A 22,382-nucleotide genomic window follows, 5' to 3' on the forward strand; every position below is an offset into this window, starting at 1 on the left:
ACTTTCCGCCTCAATCCTGTTTCATGTGTACATGTAGTTTTTCTAAGTAGCTTGATAATTGCGCGACTTCTTGATCATTAAAACCAACAAGCATCTCTTGCAAATATTGCTGTCTTTTTTCAATAACTTCTTGAATGATACGTTCGCCCTTTTCGAGAAGATGAACGACAACGACACGGCGATCATTTTCATCACGCACACGCTTGACTAATTCATTTTTCTCCATTCGGTCCACTAAATCTGTTGTCGTGCTAAAAGCTAAATATAAACGGTTTGATAATTCGCCAATTGTAATATCACCAAGCTCTTCTAACCACTGTAATGCAACAAATTGTGGCGGCGTAATCGCATAATCGGAAACAATTTCTCTTCCCTTTTGCTTCACGATGGCCGCTATATAGCGTAATTCCTTTTCAACCGTTGCAACGGTTTCAGGTGAGTGCTTTGTTACTTCATCCGACATATAACTATTTCACTCCTAAAAATACGTTGAATAGTTCTATTTTGTCGTTTTTTTCACGAAATAGCAAGTGTCCATTAGTCTAATTTAAATTCTTCCAAGCGTAACAGCTCAATTAACGCCTGAGATCGATTCGTTACACCTAGCTTTTGAATTGTATTGGAAATGTGATTTCGCACTGTTTTTTCACTAATACCAAGCTGCTCTGCAATATCTCTCGTTGTTTTTTCAGCTAATAAAAGCGCAAATATTTCACGTTCTCGGTTTGTTAAAAGAGAACGATGATGAGAGCCATTCATTCAGTTACACCCTCCTCCCCCGCACGTATTGTAACTTATGTTAAGGGGCAGGAAGCGGTGACGGCTATTTGCATGATTATTCCATGTTTCCTTAAAAATTTCGAAAATTACATTGTTACATTCATAAATTTTACGTAAAAAGTAAAACCTACTATTTCAATGAATTTACATATACTTATATGTTGAACTAGTGAGGCAGAATGGCCAACTGAATGAATTTCGTTTTTTCTTCCTCTGAAATCGGCACACTTTTACCTGTACGAGGATCCATTTGCACAATCGTTCCACGACCAGTGAAACAGATTTCGTCCTTTTGATTTTTTGCTAGATAGTGAATGTCCATTGAAGAATTCCCAACTTGCGCAATTTTTGTATAGATTCGTAGTACGTCATCAAAGAAAACCTGCTTTACATAATCACATTGTAAATCGGCTACAATTGGTATAGATTTCACATTCTCTTCTCCAACTGAGGGCATTGAAATTCCTAAATATCGGAAGTAATCAATTCTTGCTTGCTCAAAATATGTAAAGCTTATCGTATTGTTCATATGACCATACATGTCTGTTTCTGAAAATCGAACTCGTACCTCACTAAAAAATGAAAAACCCTTTTCCCACTCTTGAAAATTATCGATATAATTTGCCTTCATGATATACCATCCCCTGTCATGTAATTGCCCGTCTTTTATCAATCAACGGCAAACAAAATGAATACATATTCATTATAAAAGAAAATGCTATATTATCATAGAAAAAACGTAAATAAACAACTTGATAAATTTCATTTCTATAACTATAAAAAACTCCCTCACACGAAGTGTAAGGGAGTTCCGCTTGTCCGATATTAGTCTACGTAGTGGTCAGAACCGAAGAAGTTACGGAACATTTGCACTGTAGTTGCACGGTTTAATGAAGCGATGGAAGTTGTTAAAGGAATACCTTTTGGACATGCAGCAACACAGTTTTGAGAGTTACCACAGTTCGCAAGGCCACCGTCACCCATAATCGCATTTAAACGTTCATCTTTAATCATAGCACCAGTTGGGTGAGTGTTGAAAAGACGTACTTGTGATAATGGAGCTGGTCCAATGAATGAAGCCTTTTCAGACACGTTTGGACATGCTTCCATACATACACCACAAGTCATACATTTAGATAGTTCATAAGCCCATTGACGTTTACCTTCTGGCATACGTGGACCTTCACCTAAATCATACGTACCATCGATTGGTACCCATGCTTTAACTTTTTTAAGAGCGTTGAACATACGTTCACGGTCAACTTGTAAGTCACGAATAACAGGGAATGTTTTCATTGGCTCCAATTTAATCGGCTCTGTCAATTGGTCTACTAGTGTAGAACATGATTGACGTGGACGGCCATTGATCACCATTGAACATGCACCACAAACTTCTTCTAAACAGTTCATATCCCATGATACTGGTGATGTGTTTACACCATCTTCAGTAACAGGATTTTTTTGAATTTCCATTAAAATTGAAATTACGTTCATACCATGACGGTAAGGCACTTGGAATTTTTGCCAGTAGCTATTGCCGCCTTGTGTATCTTGACGTAAGATTTCCACTTTGACCATTCTTCCAGTATTAGCTGCGATTTGCATAACTTTTAGTCTCCTTTCGCAGAGTAGTCGCGTTTACGTGGTGGGATTAATGAAACGTCGACTTCTTGGTACGTGATGATTGGATTACCAGTAGCTGGGTCAAACTTCGCCATTGTTGTTTTTAAGAAGTTCTCATCATCACGGTTAGGGAAATCAGGTTTATAGTGTGCACCACGAGATTCATTACGTAATAGTGCACCTTTTGTCATTACTTTTGCAAGCACTAACATATTTTTAAGCTGACGTGTAAAGTGTGCGCCTTGATTGCTCCATTTTTGCGTATCATTGATGTTGATGTTGTTCCAACGCTCAGTAAGCTCATCAAGTTTTTTCAATGTATCTTCAAGCTGATCATTGTAACGTACTACAGTCATTGTAGCAGTCATCATTTCACCAAGCTCTTTATGCAGTAAGTAAGCGTTTTCTGTGCCTTCCATTTTCATGATAGCATCCCATTTCGCTTGTTCCTCTTTTACACGAGCATCGTAAATCTCTTGTGGAAGATCTTCAGCATGCTTTTTAAGGTGTTTTACATAGTCTACTGCGTTTGGTCCTGCAACCATACCACCGTAGATAGCAGATAATAATGAGTTTGCACCAAGACGGTTTGCACCATGTTGAGAGTAATCACATTCACCTGCTGCAAATAGACCAGGAATTTCAGTCATTTGATTGTAGTCAACCCATAATCCACCCATTGAATAGTGAACTGCTGGGAAAATTTTCATTGGTAATTTACGAGGGTCATCCCCTACGAATTTTTCGTAGATTTCGATGATACCACCAAGTTTAACGTCCAATTCATGTGGATCTTTATGTGAAAGATCTAGGTATACCATGTTTTCGCCATTGATACCAAGTTTTTGGTTTACACAAACGTCGAAAATTTCACGTGTCGCAATATCACGTGGTACTAAGTTACCATAAGCTGGGTATTTCTCTTCTAAGAAGTACCAAGGTTTACCGTCTTTATAAGTCCAAATACGACCACCTTCACCACGAGCTGATTCTGACATTAGACGGTTTTTGTCATCTCCAGGAATCGCTGTTGGGTGAATTTGAATGAATTCACCATTCGCATATGAAGCACCTTGTTGATAAACGATAGAAGCAGCAGAACCTGTGTTAATAACAGAGTTTGTTGTTTTACCGAAGATAATACCAGGGCCACCAGTCGCCATAATAACAGCGTCTGCACGGAATGATTTAATTTCTTCTGTACGCATATCTTGCGCTACGATACCACGACAAACGCCGTCTTCATCGATAATAACACCAAGGAATTCCCAGTGTTCATATTTATTTACTAAACCAGCTACTTCATGAGAACGAACTTGCTCATCTAGCGCATATAGTAATTGTTGACCAGTTGTTGCACCAGAGAAAGCTGTACGGTGCATTAAAGTACCACCAAAACGACGGAAATCTAAAAGCCCTTCTGGTGTACGGTTGAACATAACACCCATACGGTCCATTAAGTGGATAATGCCAGGTGCTGCATCACACATACCTTTAACTGGTGGTTGGTTCGCTAGGAAGTCCCCACCATATACTGTATCATCAAAGTGGATCCATGGAGAATCCCCTTCACCTTTAGTATTTACCGCACCATTAATTCCGCCTTGCGCACAAACAGAGTGTGAGCGTTTTACAGGAACTAATGAGAATAAATCAACTTCAGTACCAACTTCAGCTGCTTTAATCGTTGCCATCAGACCGGCAAGACCACCGCCGACAACAATTATTTTGCTTTTCGCCATGATTATTTCTCACTCCTCTTAAAAAATTGCAATGATTGCATGTGCTCTATCGTAGCTTCTATGGAATTATACAAAAGCTAAAATAGCAGCCACACCAACTACACTTAGAATTACGAAAAGAATGTTTGTTACGTAAGTAGCGATCTTTTGAGACTGAGGAGATTGTGTAATACCCCAGCTTACTAGGAATGCCCATAAACCGTTAGATAAGTGGAAAGTTGCTGATAAAATACCAACAATGTAGAATCCAAGCATGAATGGATTAGCAACAATATTCGCCATCATGTCGTAATCAACGTGTGTGCCAAGTGCTTTTTGAATACGAGTTTGGAAAATATGCCATGCAATGAATATCACTAAGAATACACCCGTAAAACGTTGTAAAGAGAACATCCAGTTACGGTATGTGCTGAAACGTCCTGTGTTTGGTGTAGCAGTGAATGCAATGTAGACACCATAGAATGCGTGGAACATTAATGGAATATAGATGACAATCCATTCAACTAGGATAAGGAATGGAATCTTTTCCATTACTGCGGTAGCATCATTGTAACTTTCTGCCCCGCCTGTTGCTGTAAAGTTAATGAACAGGTGCATCGTTAAAAACAGACCTACTGGAATGATCCCAAGTAGAGAATGTAAGCGACGCCATAAAAACTCTCGATCTTTCGACAAGACTGTTACCCCCCTTAGTACTTAAAATAGCACAACAAAAGAAGTCATCATTTTGTAAATGATACTTCATTGACTGTGTATTTCATCATGGTACAATATTATGACATGTTTATTGTACTCTCAAGAGCTACGAGCGTCAAGGCAACTCGGAGTTTTTCATAGAGCTTATTAAAGAACTAATCTAGTACATGATGCGTCGTTTTTTCTCGAAAAATCTATCATTACTTTATTACCGTTAAATTTTAAGAAAATTCTAAGAAAGAAGGATAACAATGTTAAACACTCCATCTCCTACAATCTCATCATTTGGCTATGAGATCATTCGTGATCATATTCTATCTTCTATACTCGGTAAACATGAAGATGACGTCCTTTATTGGGCAGGTAAAGAGCTTGCTCGCAAGTTCCCATGTAAAAGTCAAGATGAACTTATCGCATTTTTCGCAGATGCCTGCTGGGGTACATTAGAACTCATAAAGGAATCAAAAGATGGACGTATTTTCCAGTTGACAAATGACCCTGAAATTCTGCAAATAAAGCAGCGTAGCTTTAAACTTGAAGCAGGATTTATAGCAGAGCAAATTCAACTAGCTAAAGGCTACCTGACAGAATGCTATAGTGAAAAACGGGAAAAGCAACAATACGTCATGTTTACAGTCAAATGGGACGTTAAAGAACGTATTATGAATACCATTCCCTCAGAATAATTAAAAAGGATTGTCTCCCATTAAAGAATGGGATGACAATCCTTCTTTTTTCTTCCTTTTATTTCGGTCAATTACATAAAATGCTGTTTCTTCTATTATTATATGTAAAGTGCTTGCTCTAAATTAAATTCATCATGGAGAGCATTAGCTGCTTGGATCATATCATCCTGTGGTACAACAACGGACACTTTTATTTCAGAAGTACTAACCATTTTTACAGGGATATTTTCACGACGTAACCGATCAAACATACGAGCGGCAACGCCTGGATTGGAAGCCATGCCTGAACCAATAATAGAAACTTTTGCTAGTCCAATTTCGAAGTCGGCAAAACTAAATCCGAGTGATAATTTACTATCCTCTAAAACACGTAATGCTTCCGCAAATTCCTCTTTTAAAATGGAAAACGATACAGTTGGCTTCAACCCATCAATAATGGCTTGGACAATAATATCAACATTAATACGGTTCTCTGCAAGCACCGTAAATATATCTGCTAATGAAGCATTCGAAAAAGCATCATACCCTACTGTTAAACGAATAATATCTGATTCAAATGCAACACCACGAACGACTAAATTTTTTTCCATTTCCACTTCCTCCTTCAATAAAGTGCCTACTGATTCTATTAAACTGGAGCGTATAATAACAGGCATTTGAAATTTTTTCGCTAACTCCACCGCACGAGGATGTATGATATGAGACCCTAAATTCGATAACTCCAACATTTCATCATAGGAAATTTCTTGTAGCTTTTGGGCATTTGTAACATACCGTGGATCTGCTGTATAAACACCATCCACATTTGTATACATATCTACTCTCTCCGCTTCCAATGCTATGGCAAGTGCAACAGCAGCTGTTTCAGCTCCACCTTTCCCAAGCATGGTGATATTGTGCTCTTCGTCAATCCCTTGTTCTCCAGCAATAACCACAATTTGTCCCTGTGCAAAGTGTTCTTCCATTCGATTAATATCTATATAGTCGATACGAGCATGCCGATACATACCATCCGTATGTATACCAGCTTGCCATCCAGTTAGAGACACCGCCTCATAGCCTGCTTCCTGCAAGGCGATGGCAAATAAAGCACTTGATAATTGAGAGCCAGTTGACAACACTGCATCTAATTCTCTTTTCGACACATCGTCAGTTAGTTGGTGTACCATCAATTTCATCTCTTTCGCAGTGTGTCCCATTGCTGCAACGACCACTACTACATCCAATCCTTTGTCCTTTTCAGCAATCGCTTTCCTAGCAGCCTCTTGGATTTGTTCAGTAGAAGCTAATGCAGCTCCCCCAAACTTCATCACGATTTTAGCCATTTCTTTCGTTCTCCCTTCCAGTTCATGTATTTTACCAAATTACAGGGGGGTAAAACTGTTTCTAGAAAACTAAAAGGCAGCCTCCACATAACGTGAAAGCTGCCCATAACATGTACAATAATCGTAACTTGCGCATGTGTGATAGCTCTCCGAAACGTTTAGAATCGACAGTCTTACATTTCTTAAATGCAAAACCAGTACAACATAGGAACAACAATACTGTACTTCGGCAAGCTCCCCTTTCACACAATATCTCTGGACTTGTCCATCCTCCATCGTGTTACTCTTGAATCTTGCACCTCTATCATCACTTTAAAGTGAATGTATTCAATTCATTAAGCCTTAGCGTAAACAAACTAGTCACACAGTTGGCTCTCCATAACATTGAAAACAATGTTATTTATAACCATAGCATATGCCTATTCCTTTGACAATGATTGTTGCTGAAAATAGCTAAAAATTTGGCTTGCTAAATTAGCGGGCATCCCAGCCTCCTGTAATGCTAGCTCGCTCGCCTCTCGAATTTTTTTGACTGAACCGAAATGTTTAAGCAGCTGTTGCTTTCGTTTTGGTCCTACCCCTTCAATTTGATCTAATACAGATTGAATGGCATGTTTCTCATGCTGTTGACGCAAGAAGGTAATAGCAAAGCGATGGACTTCGTCTTGAATTCGTTGTAATAAATAAAAGCCATCACTTGTACGTTTTAAGCTAATCACTTCTGGTGGATCACCAAACAATAGCTGAGATGTATTATGCTTATCATCTTTGGCTAAACCAGCAATCGGTATAACAAGACCAAGCTCATCTTCTAGTACTTCACGGGCTACTTCCATTTGTCCCTTACCACCATCAATTAAGACTAAATCTGGTAATGGTAGACCTTCCTTTAAAACACGAATATAGCGACGACGTATAACCTCCTGCATTGCACCGTAATCATCATGTTTGGCTGCTGTACGCGTTTTATATTTTCGGTACTCCTTTTTCGCAGGCTTCCCATCAATGAAAACAACCATAGCAGACACTGCATCCGTTCCATGCATATGACTATTATCAAAAGCTTCAATTCGTAAAGGTGCACTAATACCCATTGCTTCACCAAGTGCCTCACAAGCACCAATCGTACGTTCTTCCTGACGCTCTATTAGCTGGAATTTAGCTGCCACAGCAATTTCAGCATTTTTGGTAGCTAATTCAACCAATTCCTTCTTTTGACCTCTTTTCGGTGTGAGCACTTTAATTTCTAATAATTCTGTTAAGATAGCTGCATCAATGGCTTGTGGAATAAAAATTTCTTTTGGCTTAATATGCTCTGGCTTTTCATAAAAGCGCCCAACAAATGTTAAAAATTCTTCCTCTGCATCTTGATAGATCGGGAAAATTGAGACATCACGCTCAATCAGCTTTCCTTGGCGCACAAAGAAAACCTGAACACACATCCATCCTTTTTCAACAGCATAGCCAAAAACATCTCGATTTGTTGTATCACTTGAAACTATTTTTTGCTTCTGCATAACCGTATCAATATGGGCAATTTGGTCTCGGAATTCCTTCGCTCGTTCAAATTCTAGGTTTTCTGCAGCTGCTAGCATTTTAACTTCAAGCTCTTTTTTGACTGTCTCCACACCACCATTTAAAAACTTCGTCATATCCTCAATCATTTCTTGATAAACCTGACCATCAATTTCCTTCACACAAGGTGCTAAGCATTGACCCATGTGATAGTACAAGCAAGCCTTGGAAGGTAATTGAACACATTTGCGCAGCGGATACAATCGATCCAATAGCTTTTTCGTTTCACTTGCTGCATAGGCATTCGGATAAGGGCCAAAATATTTAGCCTTATCCTTTTTTACCTTCCTTGTCGTAATCAGACGAGGATGTTTTTCATTCGTAATTTTTAAATATGGATAGGTCTTATCATCCGTTAACATGACATTATATTTTGGATCATGTAATTTGATGAGATTCAGCTCTAAAATAAGTGCTTCAATATTTGATGACGTCACAATATACTCAAAATCTTCTATTTCACCTACAAGCCTTTGCGTTTTCCCTTCATGTGTTCCAGTAAAATATGATCGTACACGGTTTTTCAGAACTTTTGCTTTACCGACATAAATGATAGTCCCTTGTCGATCCTTCATCAAATAGCAGCCAGGTTGATCTGGTAAAATATCCAGTTTCCGCTTTATTAAATCGTTCATTACCTACCTGCCCCCCCTAAGTAAAAATTCCCCTCATTAGAATAATGTTAGTTATTTTCTTTATTATATAACGAAAAAAAGCCGAACACATCAATTGATGGTTCGGCTTTGTGAACTTCATTCATTACGCATGTTTTGCGATAAATGCTTCTAAAGCTTCTTTTGGTTGGAAGCCTACTGTTTTGTCAACTAATTCTCCATCTTTAAATAATAGTAAAGATGGGATTGACATAATTTGATACTGAGCTGCAGTACCTTGATTATTGTCAACGTCAACTTTTACAATTTTAGCCGCACTACCTGCTGCGTCCATTTCTTCAAGAACTGGCCCAATCATTTTACATGGTCCGCACCAAGCAGCCCAAAAGTCTACTAGTACTAACCCTTCTTTAATATCATCCTGGAACGTAGCATCTGTTGCATGTACAATTGCCATTTGAAATCCTCCTTAAGCTTACTATGATTGTAGTATAGCATGGATAAATTCACTTGAGCGAACAATCTGCCTACAATGTATTTTTTATGCAAATCTCTGTCGAAAATTCAATACGCAGTCATTAGTTGGCTTGATAACGACCTTTCAATACATAGGTTAACGTAATAAAAAGGTAAATAGCTAACGTAATGCCTGTCACGATTATAGATGTGGTAAAAATAATCCCGATTAGAATCGCACTTAACGCCAGTATAGCTACCCAAGTAGTATAAGGGAACCATTTAACTTCATAGGCACTTGTGTGTTCTGCTTGTTTTTTACGTGATTTTAAATGTGCAATCGCAATAATTAACCAAATAAATAACACAGTATAACCAAGTGATCCCATTAGAAAATCAAATGTTTTGCTTCCCGCATATAAAGATAAAATGACCCCTAAATACATCGCTAAAGTACACATTAAAATAGCATATACTGGTACTTTTCGTTTCGATAAATAAGCAAAGATTTTAGGCACACGTCCATCTACAGCCTGGTTATATAGTACGCGTGATGAACCATACAGTCCTGAATTCATTGATGAAATAATGGCAAGTAACACAACAGCGTTCATAATATGGTCTGCCCCTGGAATACCAACCATTTTAAAAACCATGACAAATGGGCTTTCAGGAACCCCATTTACTTCATTCCAAGGAATTAAGCTTACGATAATAAAGAACGGCAGTAAATAAAAAGTAACAATACGCACTAATGTACTGCGAACAGCTTTTGGTACTACTTTTTCAGGATTTTTCGTTTCAGCTAATGTAATCCCAATGATTTCTGTCCCACCATAAGAGTAGATCACTACAAGCATGGCAGCAATTAATCCGGTTGAACCATTTGGGAAGAACCCACCATGCTCCGTTAAGTTAGCAAAACCAACAGCACTATGATTTCCAAACGTCACAAGCAATAAAATAAGTCCTGCAATGATAAAGACAATAATAACAGTAATTTTGATTAATGCTAGCCAATATTCTGTTTCTGCAAAGATTTTTACGGATAATAAATTAATCGCTGTTACTAACACAGAAACAGATAGTGCCAGTATCCAAATTGGATATTCTGGTAGCCAATATTGAATAAAGATAGCAGCCACGACAGACTCTGCTGCAATATTTAAAACCCACATTTTCCAGTAGATCCAATCTAGGAAATAAGCAGGATATTTGCCTAACACGGACTGCACTAAATCTCTAAAGGTTCTTGCTTCTTTATTACGCACGGCCATTTCTGCTAAGCCTTGCATAACAAATAATAAAATAATGCCGCCGATTAAATACGCAATCAGCACTGATGGTCCTGCCATATCAATGGCTGCACTACTTCCTTTAAATAATCCCGCTCCAATGGCTCCACCTAATGCCATCATCGTAATATGACGCGAGGTCATTGTTCTTGTTAATTGTTGCTTGTTTTTTTCCACTTTCTTACCTCCTAAAAAATCAAAAAGCATATCGTCTATTCCTTCATCATCAAATGAAAGAAGAGACGACATGCTATCAGCAAACCGCGGTACCACTCTAATTGGCTCTTGAGAACCCAGCTTAAAAAACCACGTAACGAAGGTTAACCGTCAAACAAATAGAATAATCCAATAATTCTATTTGTGTTACCACTCCTAGGCAAGTTCAAAGTCTTATTGGTCTGCGTTGCACCAACCCGCAGCTCTCTTCACCGAATAACGAGCTTTTACTACTCCTAATCTTTGCGTTTCAAATCATTAATGTATCCATCACTATAATGTCTATCGTTAATTATGTCAATATTTTATTTTGCAATAATTTTCAAATAGTATTTTTTGAAATGGAAAACAATATAAAAAGCAGGAAGGGTTATCCCTTCCTGCATCTGTATTACGCGTTCACTTTTAATGCTTTAAATTCTTCAATTAGAAGCGGAATAACTTCAAATAAATCTCCTACGATACCATAATCCGCTACTTTGAAAATATTTGCTTCAGGATCTTTATTGATAGCAACAATGACTTTTGAATTGGACATTCCAGCTAAATGCTGAATTGCGCCTGAAATACCTGCTGCAATATAAAGATCTGGTGTGACAACCTTACCTGTTTGTCCGATTTGAAGCGAGTAATCACAGTATTCAGCGTCACATGCACCACGTGAAGCACCTACTGCACCGCCTAGTAAATCAGCTAGCTCTTTTAATGGCTCGAAGCCTTCTTCTGACTTCACGCCACGACCACCAGCAACAACTACTTTCGCTTCTGAAAGATCTACACCTTCTGAAGATTTACGAACAACTTCTTTAATAATTGTGCGCAGATTTGTAATTTCTACAGAGATTGCAGACACATCACCTGTTTTACCTTCTGTTTTTTCTAAAGGTGTAATGTTATTTGGACGAATAGAAGCTAAGACAACGCCTTCTTTAACTTTTACTTTTTCAAAGGCTTTACCAGAGTAAATTGGTCGGATGAATACCACATCATCGCCTGCACCTTCAATAGCAGTGACATCAGATACTAGACCTGCTTGTAATTTGCTTGCAATTTTTGGCGATAAATCCTTCCCATTTGCTGTATGACCGAAGACAATACCTGCTGGTTGTTCTTGCTCGATAACAGCTAATAGCGCTTGACTATAGCCATCAGATGTATATTGTTTTAAATGTGGGTGTTCCACTGTTACTACTCGATCAGCACCATATTCAAATAATGGACCTGTTAAACCTGCTACAGCATCCCCTAAAAGTACCCCAACAACTTCGCCACCATCAGCGATTTGTTTTGCAGCTGCAATTGCTTCGAAAGAAACATTACGTAAGCTTCCTTCACGAACTTCACTTAATACTAATACTTTTTTTGACATAGCATATTCCCTCCGTTACCCTTTAAGATTCGATTGACATCAAATAATTAAACAACTTTTGCTTCCGTGTGAAGTAGATTTACCAGTTCTTTTGCTTGTGCAGAAAGGTCGCCTTCTAAAATACGGCCTGCTGCTTTTTGAGCTGGTAAGAAGATGTCTACTGTTTCAATCTTCACTTCTACATCATCTTCATCGATATCTAAATCATCTAACTCAAGCTCTGCAAGCGGTTTCTTTTTCGCTTTCATAATACCTGGTAGAGATGGGTAACGAGGCTCATTTAAACCTTGCTGAGCAGTTACTAATAACGGTAAAGAAGTTTCAATTACCTCTGAATCCCCTTCGATATCGCGAACAATTTTCGCAGATGTTCCGTCAATTTCAAGTTTTGTAATCGTAGTTACATAATTCATATCCAATAAATCAGCAACACGTGGACCAACTTGCCCTGAACCACCATCAATCGCAACATTTCCTGTTAAAATTAAATCTGCATCTTTATCTTTTAAGTATTCTGCTAGTAGATAAGCTGCTGCATGTTGGTCCAGCTCATCTAGATCATCTTCTGTATTAATAAGCACTGCTTCGTCTGCTCCCATAGCAAGTGCTGTACGTAATTGCTTCTCTGCATCCTCGCCACCAATTGTCACCACTGTTACTTTACCACCAGCAGCATCGCGAACTTGGATTGCCTCTTCAATGGCATATTCATCATAAGGGTTGATAATGAATTCTGCGCCGTCCTCTTGGATTTTACCACCCGACACAACGATTTTTTCTTCTGTATCAAACGTACGTTTAATTAATGCAAAAATGTTCATATATCCATACCTCCTGGAACGTTTTATAATTCTAAGTAAACTTATAAATATTATATATTTTCAGTTTCGATAACGCCGATAACATACTGAACGTTGCTATCGACATTTGGAAAATTATTTGCCAGTAAACACAGGCTCACGCTTTTCAATGAATGCTTGAATTCCTTCTTTGGCATCTTCTGTGACAAACACTGTCCCAAAGGATTTAGCCTCTGCTTCAATGCCTTCATAGAAGGATGCATGCTTTGCATATTGCAATGTTTGAATAGCTGCTTTTAAAGCAATTGGGCTTTTCTTAGCAATGCTCTTAGCAATCTTTAACGTCTCTTCTAGCAATGCTTCGTCTGAGAATGAACGATTTGCTAAGCCCCACTGAACAGCTTCGTTACCAGAGATTGGTTCACTTGTAAACATCATTTCAGCAGCCTTTGCTACTCCAACATAGCGTGGTAATCGCTGTGTACCACCAAAACCAGGAATAAGCCCTAATTGTAATTCAGGTAAACCTAATTTTGCTGATTCAGTGACAAATCGCATATGACAGCTCATTGCTAACTCAAGCCCTCCGCCTAATGCCGCACCATGGATGGCTGCAATTACAGGCTTAGAAAACGACTCAACACGCTCAAAAACCTGCTGCCCGTTGCTAGCTAGCTTTGTAAATTCCTCACCAGATTCTACCCCAATAAATTCTTTAATGTCTGCCCCTGCAGAGAAGAAACGGCCTTCACCATGAAGTACAAGGACTCTTACAGCATCCTCGTGTTCTACAGCATCTAGCACAGCGTTAACTTCTGCAATAATACCACGAGATAATGCATTTGCTGGTGGACGTGCAATTGTAATAATTGCTACTCCATCTTCTACTTTCCAACTTAGAAATTCCATTTCTCCACATCCTTTTAAGCTTTAATGCCGTTCAGGATTAACGCCTGAACCTTTGGAACCTGTTCCATCAAATCATATCGATAGTCATTCATAACCCACGACGTAATAGTTTCATCAATTGTTCCAAAAACCATTTGTCGAGCCAAGCGTACATCCATCGTCTGATTGAACTCACCTGTAAGCATACCCTCGATTAAAATTTGATCAAGTAGCTGTAAATACTCGCGCAATACTGAATTAATTTTTAATCGTAAGTCTTTGTTTGACTGGCGAAGCTCTAATTGTGTGACAGTTGCTAGGTATCGATCTGTCGTTAGAACATTAAAATGATTTTCAATCATTCGTGAAAGTTTGTCTTTAGACGTACTCCCATTTTCTATTATATCTTGTAATGACTCTACAAAAACAGCCATTTTTTCATTAAAGACAGAAATTAATATATCTTCTTTATTTTTAAAATATAAATAGATTGTTCCATCGGCCACCCCTGCCTGTTTGGCGATTTTCGATACTTGCGCTTGGTGATACCCATTTTCCGCAATAACGATGACAGCTGCATCAATAATTTGTTTATATTTTGGCTTATCTCGTTTCACTTTTATATCACCACCTAAAAAACATGCACACGTCGATAGGACGTGTAAACCTAAAAAAATATGAAAATATGAATGGTCATTCATTCATATTTTCATATTATATTTTACAGCATTGCTTGTCAATACTTTCACACGTATTTATTTCGCTTCTTTATTCGCTAATTTTGTTTTTTCTTCTTCAACTAACGTACGGCGTAAAATTTTTCCTACAGCTGTTTTTGGCAGCTCTTCTCTAAATTCATAATAACGCGGAACTTTAAAAGCCGCTAGATGCTGACGGCAATATTTATTTAATTCGTCCTCAGTAATCGAATATCCTTCTTTTAACACAATATAAGCTTTAACTGTTTCACCACGATACGGATCAGGTATTCCTGCCACTACGCACTCTTGGATCTCTTCGCGTTCATATAACACTTCTTCTACTTCACGTGGATAAATATTAAAGCCGCCTGCTATTATTAAATCTTTTTTACGATCTACCACATAGAAGAAGCCTTGCTCATCCATATAACCAAGATCACCTGTTAAAAACCAACCGTCAGCAAATGTCGCAGCTGTATCCTCGGGACGGTTCCAGTAGCCCTTCATTACTTGTGGTCCTTTAACAGCAATTTCACCAACTTCACCGATAGGTAGCTCTTCTGTATCACCTGTACGTAAAATAACCGCTTCTGTATTTGGCCAAGGTAAACCAATTGAGCCAATCACTCGCTTACCCCAAATTGGCGTAGCATGTGTTACAGGTGAGGTTTCAGTTAACCCATATCCTTCTACTAGCTTTCCACCAGTAACGGCTTCAAACTTCTCTTGCACTTCAATTGGCAATGAAGCTGAGCCACTTAGGCATGCCTTAATGGATGATAAATCATAATTCGAAATGTCTGGGTGATTTAAAAGGCCAATGTATAAGGTTGGTGCGCCGGGGAACAGGGTTGGTTTTTGTTTATCAATCGTTTTTAATGCCGTTTCTGCATCAAACTTCGGTAAAAGCACCATTCTATTTTGAGTAAATACAGATAAGAGCATAACAGTTGTCATGCCATAGACGTGGAAGAATGGTAGAATGCCCATAATGGTTTCTTCACCATGCACACATTTATACATCCAAGCATCACACATTGTCGTATTGGCAATCAAATTTTTATGGGTCAACATAACCCCTTTTGGGAAGCCTGTTGTTCCACCCGTATATTGAAGCAATGCTAGGTCCTCTTCAAAATCAAATGGAATATTGTCAATCACCTTAATCGGTGCAGAACGCATTATTTCTGAAAATAGGTGATTTTGACCGCTATGTTCAACCTTGACACTAAAGCCATACTGCTTCTTTTGAATAAATGGATAGACTAAATTTTTCGGGAATGGTAAATAGTCCTTAATAGCTGTTACAATGACATTTTCAAGTGACGTCTCTTTCATAATTTTCATGACTCTTGGATATAAAATATCCATTACGAGAATAACCTTTGCTCCTGAATCAGCCATTTGGTATTGAAGCTCTCGTTCAGTATAAAGTGGATTTGTTTGTACTACAACAGCACCTGCATACATGGCACCATAGTAAGCGATTACACTTTGTGGCGTGTTAGGCAGCATAATCGCTACTCGATCTCCTTTTTCCACACCTAGTGTTTGTAAATAGTTTGCGAACCTTAAAGCTGACTCATATAGCTCGGTGTACGTCAAATCCTTTCCCATAAAATGAATCGCTACTTTGGATGGATTCTTTTTATAGGCACGTGTCAAAAACTCTTGCACTGGAATTTCCTCAAACGTTAAAGACGATGGTACTTCTTCAGGATAATTTGCTAGCCATGGTTTTGCTGTCATACGTCCTCTCCCCTTTGTCCCAAACTTTGTCAATTCTTATATTTATTATAATGAAAAAGAAATACAGTTTCAAACAGAAAATAGAAAATAAATGCATTTTCGATTAATTATTATGCAATTAACAACATTAATATGATTGGTATTTATCGGGATTTATTTGAATACACCTTATGAATGCTCGTTCATTATTGAGTTACTTCATAAAAAAATAATGAGCATATTCCTATATTATAAAAATAATTTTTCTACCCTTTAATAGAGTTATATGAAAGAAAATTAACAGGTTGTAGTAGAAATTTATGATATGTACAATTAACAAAAAACGCATCCTCACAAAGAGAATGCGTTTTTTATTTAAATCGTTAACATATAGTAGACACCTACTGCCAAAAATGCAATACAGACAACGATTAGTACTTTTGCTAATTTTTCCATGTCATGACACTCCTATGCAATACTTGCCCCAATTACAAACGAAAGACCGACTGAAATGGTAAAGGAAATGAAACCAACTGAGCGATTATCATTGGCAATCTCTTGATCAACGTTAAAACGAGGTGTCATAAATTCAAATAAAAAATACGCTACAATCAATAATGTAAAGCCAAAAAGACCCCAACCGATCATTTCACTTAACGTGCTATGACGTGCAATGGAAAAGCGGAAGATATTACAAATCCCTAGTATTTTCCCACCTGTTGCAAGAGACACAGCGACATTACCTTTTTTAATTTCTTCCCAATTTTTATATTTCGTAACGACTTCGAACAATGCCATCGAGACGACTAAACATAATACTACAACACTAAAATATCCTGCCGTTTCGATAATTGGATATCGCCAAAAGCCAGAATTCAGCATTTTTCTCCGTCCCCTTTATAGCTTATTTCAATTCAACAACTGTGACGCCTAAGCCCCCCTCACCGACTTCACCAAAACGGAAGGATTTTACGCGCTTATGCTTTTTCAAATAGCTTTGAATACCTTGACGTAAAGCCCCTGTACCAACTCCATGAATAATGGACACACGACCATAATTAGAGAGTAATGCATCATCAATATATTTCTCTGTTCTTAAGATTGCATCCTCATAGCGTTCACCACGTAAATCTAATTCTAATTTCACATGACTATTTCGATTTTTCACACCAGCTGTTCGTAATACAGGCTCTTTTTCAGGTTTAATATACTCCAAATCACTATCTGAGATTTTCATTTTTAAAATCCCCATTTGGACAACCCATTCGGTATTCGACACCTTTTCTAACAAAGTACCTCGTTGACCATAGCTTAACACCTTTACCTCGTCTCCGACAACTAAGTTTTGTGCACGAGCTTTTACTTGTGCCGCCTTTTTTAGTACTTTATTGTCTTCAAGTGGTGTTGCTTCTTCCAAGCGTTTACGTGCTTCAATCAATTCATGCTCCTTGACAACTTGATCAGCATTTTTACGCATTTCTCGCAGCTCTGCAATAATCGCTTCTGCTTCACGTTTCGCTTCATCAACAATTTTACGCGCCTTTTCCTTTGCCTTCTTATCAAGCGCCTCTTTGCGCTCCTCATAGGCTTGCAATTTATCTTGAAGCTCTTTACGTAATGTCTCTGATTCTAATAGTAATGCATGCGAACGCTCTGCATCATCTTCGGATTGGCGACGTGTTTCTTCCAATGAGGCAATCATCGATTCAACCTCATGTCGATCGGTTCCAGTAAAGCCTTTGGCACGATCAATAATGGATTCAGGTAAACCAAGACGACTGGAGATTTCAAATGCATTTGATCGTCCAGGTACACCGATAAGTAGACGGTATGTCGGGCTCAAAGTTTCAATATCAAACTCTACACTGGCATTGGCTACACCTGGTCGATTATAGCCATAAGCTTTTAGTTCAGGATAGTGAGTTGTAGCCATTACACGAGCACCGCGTCCATGTACTTCGTCTAAGATTGAGATGGCTAAAGCCGCCCCTTCCTGTGGGTCAGTACCTGCCCCTAACTCATCAAAAAGAACAAGTGATTCGTGATCAAATTTTTGTAGGATGTCTACAATATTGACCATATGGGACGAGAACGTAGAAAGTGATTGCTCAATTGATTGCTCATCACCAATATCGGCAAATAATTGCTCAAATACAGCAAGTTCTGAGCCATCTAATGCTGGTACTGGTAATCCCGCTTGCGCCATTAATGTACACAGACCAACCGTTTTTAATGTCACCGTTTTACCACCTGTATTTGGACCTGTAATGACAATAGCTGTAATGTCTTTACCAAATTCAATATCATTAGGAATAGCTGAATCTATTGGTAGCAGTGGATGACGCGCACGTATTAGTCGGATATAGCCATCCTGATTCATTTTCGGCATTGTACATTTATTGGCTTGGCCATATTTGCCCTTTGCTAAAATGACATCGATATCGCCTAATACCTTCACTAAATTAAATAAATCTGATGCTACTTCTTGCACCATTGCACTTAATGCTAGTAAAATACGTTCAATTTCTGCATGCTCTTTCATTTTCAAGCGATGAATTTCATTGTTTGCTTGGACAACAGAATCTGGCTCAATAAATAAGGTTTGACCAGAAGAAGATTGATCATGAACAATCCCACCATAATGGTGACGATATTCTTGCTTTACGGGAATAACAAATCGATCATTACGAATTGTCACAAGTGTATCAGAAAGCATTTTCGCCGCATTACTTCCCCGAATTAAACTTTCCAGCTTAGAGCGGACTTTCCCTTCTTCAGCACGCAAAGATTGGCGAATAGAGCGCAATGTTTGACTAGCAGAATCTAAGACAGCACCATTGTCGTCAATACAGTTATTGATCTCATGCTGCAATCCTGTTAAGACAGGCATTGCTTCCTTTTTGGAGATGAAATGGGGAATATCAATCACTTCATCGGCTTCTAAATCTTCAATAAAATTGCGTAAAATTCGGCTTGCTCGAATCGTGCTCGAAATTTCCATTAGTTCTACTGCTGCTAACATGCCTCCTATTTGAGCACGTCTGGCAGAGGGACGGACATCGAAAATTCCTCCCATAGGTACATTGCCCTTCACACGCAAAATGGATAGTCCCTCATCCATTTCTTCTAATAATTGTACTACTTTAGCAAAATCAGTTTGTGGCACAAGCTCCTCAATGGCAGATTTACCAATGGAGGAAGTACAATAGGAAGCCACTTGTTGCCTAACTTTATCGTATTCTAGTGTTTTCAATGCGCGTTCAGCAATCACTGAGAACACCTCCTCAGCCTATTTATTTCGTTGTATGAACGCTTCAAACTGTTCACGCGTCCATGTATTCACAATCATATCTTTCGGTAACCATGCTCTATTTGCATAGCGAACCCCAATATCCATAAAACGTAAATGTGCAATATCATGCGCATCTGTGTTGATGGCTACTGGTACACCTGCAGCGCATGCCATTTCTAAATGTTCTACACATAAATCGAGACGATACGGATTTGCATTTAACTCTAAAATTTTACCATATTCCTTTGCCCAGGCAATTAACTGTTTCATATCAGGATTATAACCATCGCGATCTTCAATAATTCGACCAGTCGGATGGGCAATCATATGAACATAGGGATTTTGCATAGCTGTTAGTAAACGTGCCATAATTTTATCTTGTGATTGTGTAAAACTAGAATGAATGGAAGCAATAACAAAATCGAGCTCTTTTAACACCTGATCTTCGAAATCAAGGGAGCCGTCTGGTAAAATATCCATCTCCGTCCCTTTAAAAAAATGAAAATCTGGATGTGCTGTATTAAACGCCTCAATTTCTCCACGCTGCTTTTCTAAACGCTCCGGTGTTAATCCATTTGCTACTTTTAGGAATTGCGAATGGTCTGTAATAACGCTATATTGATAGCCCCGTGCTAGTAACGCCTCGCCCATTTCTGCAACAGAGTATGCACCATCTGACCATGTTGTATGCATATGCAAATCAGCTTTAATATCCTCTAGTCGAACTAAGTTTTGAATTAGGTTTGTTTTGTCAAATTCTGCTGTTCCTGTCCGTAAGCTCGGTGGAATCCAAGGTAGATCAAAATGAGCGAAGAATGCTGCCTCGTCTTGGAACGTTAAAACGGTACCATCTTCCTGTTCCACTCCATATTCACTTATTTTTTCACCACGGGCTTTGGCAATTTGCCGCATACGAACATTATGATCTTTTGAACCTGTGAAATGATGCAACGCAGTCGCATATTCATTATCTTTCACTAAACGGAAATCAACGCTAACTGGTTCATCTAAGTCTAAAATCACCGAAATTTTTGTATCCCCTGCCGCCACGACTTCTTGAATGGCCAAGCTATTTAACAAGTTTTCACGTACTTCCTCAACTGCTTCTGTCACAACAATAAAATCAATATCTTTGCTAGTTTCTAACGCGCGACGGAAACTCCCAGCAACTGAAAACCGGTCTACTTCCTTCATACTACCTAGAAGCGCCTCAATTTGTAAAACCACAGGCTCAAGCTGCCAAATTGGTAGTCGTTCTGAACGATTTGCTAAATTGGCTAGCTCCTTTAAAATTTTCTCCTCAGATTTCACAGCAAATCCAGCTAATTCACGTACTTTTCCAGCTTCACAAGCTGCCTTTAAGCTTTCGGCAGAGTCAATACCCAGCTCTTGGTGAAGTTTCGCAATTTTTTTTCCTCCTAAGCCAGGTAATTTTAGCAATGGCAGTAACCCTTTAGGTACAACCTCTTCTAACTCCTTTAACAAACTCGATTCACCTGTTAACATTAAGTCCTCTATTACAGCCGCAGTACCCTTGCCAATACCTTTGAGTTTTGTTACATCATCCATTTCGCTTAATGAACGCTCGTCCCCCTCTAGTGCTGCCGCAGCCTTTCGAAAGGCTGATACCTTGAATGGATTTTCTCCCTGTAGTTCCATATATAAAGCAATTTTTTCGAGTGTGCGAATAATTGTTTTTTTATTCATTGGTAATTCCTCCTATCGTAAAAACACTTCCCTCAAGACAGAGAGAAGTGCACAGTTACTATTGCATATAAATATACCACCAGTTTTGGAACATCTTTGTAATAATTGGTGTATGCTCCAACATAAGACCACTTAACAATGACTTCGACATTAAATTTTGTATGGCATCTACTGGTAATAAAGCGCACACATATAGCAAAATAAACATAATTAAATAGTTTTCAATCATGCCAAGTAACGCCCCAAGCCAACGATTCACTGTATTTAGCACAGGCAAATACGCGATAAAATCAAATATCGATGCCACGATTTGCAACGTTATTTTTACTGCAAAGAAAATAACAGCAAAGGCAATTACCCGATAAAAGGTACGGTCTAAATCTAGACTATCAATGACAACGCCAAGGCTACCTGTGTCAGTGACGCCTGGATATGGAACCCAAAATACAAATTTTTGTGCTAATGGCTTATAATAAATATACGCAACAATTAGGGCTACTACAAAGCTGACAATATGCATCATCTGTACAATAAAACCTCGTTTTGCACCGACGCCTATACCAGCTAACAGTACCACTAATATGATTAAATCTAACATTCTCTTCAACCCTTTAACTTTTTCAATTCTTCTTCTAACTGCTCCATTCGTTCTTTTAATAGTAAATAATCATGAACTGTATTTACTGCTGTCAGAACAGCAAGTTTTGTGCTATCAAGTGAGGGATTATGTACGTTCATCTCGCGCATACGGTCATCAACAATCGAAGCAACAAGTCGCATATGGCCAATGGATTCAGAGCCGACCATTTTATATGCATGACCATATATTTCAACAGAAATTTTATTCTTTTCTTGTTTTTCCATAGTCGCACCCTCCTATAAATTCGAT

21 protein-coding genes, 1 riboswitch and 1 other annotated feature are annotated in these 22,382 nt (G+C 38.5%); of the genes, 1 reads left to right on the forward strand and 20 read right to left on the reverse strand.

The features are described from left to right. Nucleotides 1-10: 10 nt before the first annotated feature. The 6 genes from LCP48_RS16820 to LCP48_RS16845 form a co-directional block, all read right to left on the reverse strand. Nucleotides 11-463: a MarR family winged helix-turn-helix transcriptional regulator gene (locus tag LCP48_RS16820; RefSeq protein ID WP_004226439.1), complete on the reverse strand. Its 453-nt coding sequence runs from the start codon at nucleotides 461-463 to the stop codon at nucleotides 11-13. A 74-nt stretch (nucleotides 464-537) separates the two neighbouring features. Next, a complete protein-coding gene (locus LCP48_RS16825) occupies nucleotides 538-759 on the reverse strand; it encodes a helix-turn-helix domain-containing protein (RefSeq protein ID WP_004226437.1) in 222 nt (73 codons plus the stop codon). A 187-nt stretch (nucleotides 760-946) separates the two neighbouring features. Beyond that, the gene (locus LCP48_RS16830) at nucleotides 947-1,411 is read right to left on the reverse strand and encodes an acyl-CoA thioesterase (RefSeq protein ID WP_004226433.1); all 465 of its coding nucleotides are present in this window, start codon (nucleotides 1,409-1,411) and stop codon (nucleotides 947-949) included. A 194-nt stretch (nucleotides 1,412-1,605) separates the two neighbouring features. Continuing rightward, complete coding sequence (gene sdhB, locus LCP48_RS16835; RefSeq protein WP_004226431.1) at nucleotides 1,606-2,385, reverse strand: succinate dehydrogenase iron-sulfur subunit; 780 nt, start codon at nucleotides 2,383-2,385, stop codon at nucleotides 1,606-1,608. A 5-nt stretch (nucleotides 2,386-2,390) separates the two neighbouring features. Continuing rightward, nucleotides 2,391-4,145, reverse strand: a complete 1,755-nt coding sequence (gene sdhA, locus LCP48_RS16840) for a succinate dehydrogenase flavoprotein subunit (RefSeq protein WP_004226429.1) — start codon at nucleotides 4,143-4,145, stop codon at nucleotides 2,391-2,393. A 66-nt stretch (nucleotides 4,146-4,211) separates the two neighbouring features. Beyond that, nucleotides 4,212-4,820 (reverse strand): succinate dehydrogenase cytochrome b558 subunit, encoded by a 609-nt coding sequence (locus LCP48_RS16845; RefSeq protein WP_004226428.1) that lies wholly within the window; start codon nucleotides 4,818-4,820, stop codon nucleotides 4,212-4,214. A gap of 272 nt (nucleotides 4,821-5,092) precedes the next feature. On the opposite strand from LCP48_RS16845, the gene LCP48_RS16850 reads away from it, so the two are divergent. Then, nucleotides 5,093-5,527, forward strand: a complete 435-nt coding sequence (locus LCP48_RS16850; RefSeq protein WP_004226426.1) for a YslB family protein — start codon at nucleotides 5,093-5,095, stop codon at nucleotides 5,525-5,527. 98 nt (nucleotides 5,528-5,625) lie between these two features. Here LCP48_RS16850 and LCP48_RS16855 read toward each other — a convergent pair whose 3' ends face one another. The 14 genes from LCP48_RS16855 to zapA form a co-directional block, all read right to left on the reverse strand. Next, a complete protein-coding gene (locus tag LCP48_RS16855; RefSeq protein WP_004226424.1) occupies nucleotides 5,626-6,852 on the reverse strand; it encodes an aspartate kinase in 1,227 nt (408 codons plus the stop codon). Between the two features lie 134 nt (nucleotides 6,853-6,986). Beyond that, a riboswitch (Lysine riboswitch) is annotated at nucleotides 6,987-7,164 on the reverse strand. Nucleotides 7,165-7,271: 107 nt separating this feature from the next. Continuing rightward, complete coding sequence (uvrC, locus tag LCP48_RS16860) at nucleotides 7,272-9,062, reverse strand: excinuclease ABC subunit UvrC (RefSeq protein ID WP_004226422.1); 1,791 nt, start codon at nucleotides 9,060-9,062, stop codon at nucleotides 7,272-7,274. Between the two features lie 124 nt (nucleotides 9,063-9,186). Continuing rightward, nucleotides 9,187-9,498, reverse strand: coding sequence for a thioredoxin (gene trxA, locus LCP48_RS16865; RefSeq protein WP_004226420.1), 312 nt, complete (start codon nucleotides 9,496-9,498; stop codon nucleotides 9,187-9,189). A 121-nt stretch (nucleotides 9,499-9,619) separates the two neighbouring features. Beyond that, on the reverse strand, nucleotides 9,620-10,999 hold the full coding sequence (locus LCP48_RS16870; RefSeq protein WP_004226418.1) for an amino acid permease: 1,380 nt from the start codon (nucleotides 10,997-10,999) through the stop codon (nucleotides 9,620-9,622). A 28-nt stretch (nucleotides 11,000-11,027) separates the two neighbouring features. After that, nucleotides 11,028-11,261: a binding site (T-box leader), on the reverse strand. Between the two features lie 138 nt (nucleotides 11,262-11,399). Then, complete coding sequence (locus LCP48_RS16875) at nucleotides 11,400-12,377, reverse strand: electron transfer flavoprotein subunit alpha/FixB family protein (RefSeq protein ID WP_202341317.1); 978 nt, start codon at nucleotides 12,375-12,377, stop codon at nucleotides 11,400-11,402. Between the two features lie 47 nt (nucleotides 12,378-12,424). Then, a complete protein-coding gene (locus tag LCP48_RS16880) occupies nucleotides 12,425-13,198 on the reverse strand; it encodes an electron transfer flavoprotein subunit beta/FixA family protein (protein ID WP_004226415.1) in 774 nt (257 codons plus the stop codon). A 114-nt stretch (nucleotides 13,199-13,312) separates the two neighbouring features. Continuing rightward, entirely contained in the window at nucleotides 13,313-14,086 is a 774-nt protein-coding gene (locus LCP48_RS16885; RefSeq protein WP_009373887.1) for an enoyl-CoA hydratase, read from the reverse strand. 14 nt (nucleotides 14,087-14,100) lie between these two features. After that, the gene (locus LCP48_RS16890) at nucleotides 14,101-14,682 is read right to left on the reverse strand and encodes a fatty acid metabolism transcriptional regulator FadR (protein WP_004226411.1); all 582 of its coding nucleotides are present in this window, start codon (nucleotides 14,680-14,682) and stop codon (nucleotides 14,101-14,103) included. A gap of 138 nt (nucleotides 14,683-14,820) precedes the next feature. After that, entirely contained in the window at nucleotides 14,821-16,515 is a 1,695-nt protein-coding gene (locus LCP48_RS16895) for an AMP-binding protein (RefSeq protein WP_004226408.1), read from the reverse strand. A gap of 447 nt (nucleotides 16,516-16,962) precedes the next feature. Next, nucleotides 16,963-17,376, reverse strand: a complete 414-nt coding sequence (locus LCP48_RS16900; protein ID WP_004226406.1) for a DUF350 domain-containing protein — start codon at nucleotides 17,374-17,376, stop codon at nucleotides 16,963-16,965. Nucleotides 17,377-17,398: 22 nt separating this feature from the next. Beyond that, complete coding sequence (locus LCP48_RS16905) at nucleotides 17,399-19,765, reverse strand: endonuclease MutS2 (protein ID WP_225340392.1); 2,367 nt, start codon at nucleotides 19,763-19,765, stop codon at nucleotides 17,399-17,401. 18 nt (nucleotides 19,766-19,783) lie between these two features. After that, nucleotides 19,784-21,493 carry a DNA polymerase/3'-5' exonuclease PolX gene (gene polX / locus LCP48_RS16910; RefSeq protein WP_004226402.1) on the reverse strand — a complete coding sequence of 570 codons (1,710 nt, stop codon included), beginning with the start codon at nucleotides 21,491-21,493 and terminating at the stop codon, nucleotides 19,784-19,786. Nucleotides 21,494-21,551: 58 nt separating this feature from the next. Then, nucleotides 21,552-22,091 carry a CvpA family protein gene (locus tag LCP48_RS16915; RefSeq protein ID WP_004226395.1) on the reverse strand — a complete coding sequence of 180 codons (540 nt, stop codon included), beginning with the start codon at nucleotides 22,089-22,091 and terminating at the stop codon, nucleotides 21,552-21,554. A 5-nt stretch (nucleotides 22,092-22,096) separates the two neighbouring features. Then, entirely contained in the window at nucleotides 22,097-22,357 is a 261-nt protein-coding gene (zapA, locus tag LCP48_RS16920; RefSeq protein WP_004226393.1) for a cell division protein ZapA, read from the reverse strand. Nucleotides 22,358-22,382 lie beyond the last annotated feature (25 nt).

Origin of the sequence: Lysinibacillus capsici, from assembly GCF_020217405.1 — a bacterium.
GTDB lineage: Bacteria > Bacillota > Bacilli > Bacillales_A > Planococcaceae > Lysinibacillus > Lysinibacillus capsici.